The sequence below is a fragment of the Pseudoalteromonas sp. TAB23 genome (genome assembly GCF_000498075.1).
Lineage (GTDB): Bacteria > Pseudomonadota > Gammaproteobacteria > Enterobacterales > Alteromonadaceae > Pseudoalteromonas > Pseudoalteromonas arctica.
Map to the genome: position 1 here is coordinate 1 of NZ_AUTP01000361.1, position 2,622 is coordinate 2,622.

Below are 2,622 nucleotides of genomic sequence, written 5' to 3' on the forward strand. Positions count from 1 at the left end.
TTATGCGAGTAGCTTTTCGCAGTTGCTAATATTTGATCGCCGTTTCCGCTTTAAGTTTTCACAGTAACTTGCTTGTGAAGTGGGCCTGCCTACTGCACCATGAAATACGCGCGTAAATTGCGTAGTCAGCTTTAACCAGTTCTCTGGGGATATATTAAGCCTTTCTAACAAAGGTAGGTTCATGTTATCAATATAGCCGCGTTTATCCTCTCGTATTATTCGCCCTGTTAGCTCAACAAGTTCAAGGTACGATTTAAGCTCAAACGGCAGTCCTTTAGGCATAATCTGACGTGGCATACCTGCAAAACGTAGTAACTGTTTAGGCTGTTTACCTTCTGTCGCGCATGTTAAGCGCTTTTGTACACTGGTATGGTCTGACTCTTCTGGTGTGTTAGCCATTTTAGCCCTAATGGGATTTAAATCGACATAGGCCATACACGCTGCAAGTGCTGCTTCATCTAGTAATGCTTGCGATTTGAATCTACCCTCCCAGAATCGTCCTGTGCAGTTATCTTCTTTATTTGCTCTGCGCGCAATGTCTTCATTTAACAACCGCATAAACCAGCTAATACTTGCTAGGCGTTCGCGGTATTGTTTAACCGTTTGGTTGAAAAAGATGAGTTCAACTTTACTTAGCTTTTCACCTTGTACATATTTTTGCGTTAACAATGTGCCTTTACAGAGTTTATGCCAGCGAATAACAATCGCTTTATCATTCAGCCTGTTTGCTTTCTTATCATCTACATATAGTACCAAATGGGTGTGATTACTCATTACGGCATAAGCACATACATCAATACAAAATACCTTTGCTAATTCAAGCAGCTTATCTTCAACCCACCCTCGTCGATGCTCGTAAGATTGACCAGTAAAACGGTCTTCTCCACATAAAAATGCACGACGAACACAGCGTGAAATACAGTGATAGTATTTTGTATCAACCAAACTTACTTGACGCTTTCTTGCGATAGCCATAAGACACCCTGCTTATTTTTTACACTAAATAAACGTAGTCCTTAATTTTAAAAAGATCAAAATTTAGGATGGGTGTCACTGTTAATTACTTTTTTGTATCAACCAAACTTACTTGACGCTTTCTTGCGATAGCCATAAGACACCCTGCTCATTTTTTACACTAAATAAACGTAGTCCTTAATTTTAAAAAGATCAAAATTTAGGATGGGTGTCACTGTTAATGATCAAAATTTAGGATGGGTGTCACTGTTAATTACTTTTCGATACAGCCGAGTCGCTTGCCATTCTTTAATAAACAGATATCGTCCCGATTGGGCTGTCTATTGTTACTTTCATTTTGTCTACATAGTTCAGCTTTTTGCGTGATTGATTATTTATAAAAATGCACTATTCATACTGATTTTGTTGGCTTTTTCGTAGTAATTAGGATGGGTGTCATCCTAATTAATTTTTTATAGCTTACCCGGTGCAGGTCCACAACTCGCCCCACGTTTACTTGTTGCTTTTGGGAGTAATCGTGCGCGTTATAATGATGCTGCAGAGCTTCAAAAGTACGCGGGTATAGCGCCTGTTATTGAGCGCAGTGGTCAAAAGATGTGGACTCATTGGCGTTATAGTTGCCCCACTTTTTTAAGGCAAACATTTGTGGAATGGGCAGGCTTTTCTATTCGTTATTCGTTTTGGGCTAAAGCGTATTATGAGCAACAAAAAGCCAAGGGTAAGCAGCATAACAGCATAATTAGATCGCTGGCATTTAAATGGATAAGGATTGTATTTAAGTGTTGGAAAACGAATACACCCTACGATGAATCGACGTATTTAGCGGCCTTAAAACGCAGAGGCTCACCACTTTTAAAATTTGCAGTTAATAGCTAAATTTTACTAGTCGTCCACCTCAGGGCGTGTTGTTAGCTGTGCATTTGCAAATCACGTGAATTTAACTGGGATTTATTAATTTCCTCTTCAGTTGATTTTAGAAAATGAACCATTTGATCAGACCAATCTAAAACTGAAAAGAAAAATTCCCACCTTTTACCATCGTATTCTCCTGAAAGAGTAATCAATCCAGACCACCAAACCATATCAGGGTGGTAAGCTTTGCTCCCAATGAAATCCAAATTGAACTTATCAGCGTGAATAACTTTATTGCAAATAAAGCGAAAATTTCTGTCTTTAGACTTTCCGTCAGCACAGCGTCCAGTATTGTACATTTTTATTTCGCTACCAAAGTCCACAGGTATATTTTGTGACTTTAAATCGTCAACTAAACATCGAATTTTTACAGCTATTTCGATAATATTATTACTAACAATTAATTTAGTTAACTTCGTATAATCATTAATATTGTAGGTATTATGGTGCTCTTCGGAACCCATTCTGTAACGTTTACAGAACTCCTCACCTGATAAAGCTAAACCAGAAATAATAATCAATTTTTCTTTGATTTCATCAAGCCCAAAATAATGAGACATACACAACCTTATGAAGTAAAGCTAACGAGCCTGTAGATTAACTCGTTTTTAAATTTGTTTTTATTGATAAACAAACCATAGCTGAGTTCCTATTTTGGTTCAATTGATTACTGTATTTTTACGCAGAATATAGAAGTGTTTGATATTGTTTTAATTGGCGTTTTGGAAGGGATTA

General features: G+C 37.5%; 2 protein-coding genes and 1 pseudogene. 1 reads left to right on the forward strand and 2 read right to left on the reverse strand.

The window, feature by feature from the left end; genetic code table 11:
* Nucleotides 1–975 carry a transposase gene (locus L654_RS0124380; RefSeq protein ID WP_024609314.1) on the reverse strand — a complete coding sequence of 325 codons (975 nt, stop codon included), beginning with the start codon at nt 973–975 and terminating at the stop codon, nt 1–3.
* Nucleotides 976–1,422: 447 nt separating this feature from the next.
* Between L654_RS0124380 and L654_RS1000000127530 the strand changes: the two are divergent.
* Nucleotides 1,423–1,851: pseudogene (locus L654_RS1000000127530) on the forward strand (IS110 family transposase); the annotation flags it as partial.
* A gap of 32 nt (nt 1,852–1,883) precedes the next feature.
* Here the strand turns inward: L654_RS1000000127530 and L654_RS0124390 are convergent.
* Nucleotides 1,884–2,447 (reverse strand): hypothetical protein, encoded by a 564-nt coding sequence (locus L654_RS0124390; protein ID WP_024609315.1) that lies wholly within the window; start codon nt 2,445–2,447, stop codon nt 1,884–1,886.
* Between the last annotated feature and the right edge of the window lie 175 nt (nt 2,448–2,622).

Excerpts from the sequence above, each read along its gene's own strand:
- L654_RS0124380 (WP_024609314.1), bottom strand. The coding sequence starts at position 975 with ATGGCTATCGCAAGAAAGCGTCAAGTAAGTTTGGTTGATACAAAATAC.
- L654_RS0124390 (WP_024609315.1), bottom strand. The coding sequence starts at position 2,447 with ATGTCTCATTATTTTGGGCTTGATGAAATCAAAGAAAAATTGATTATT.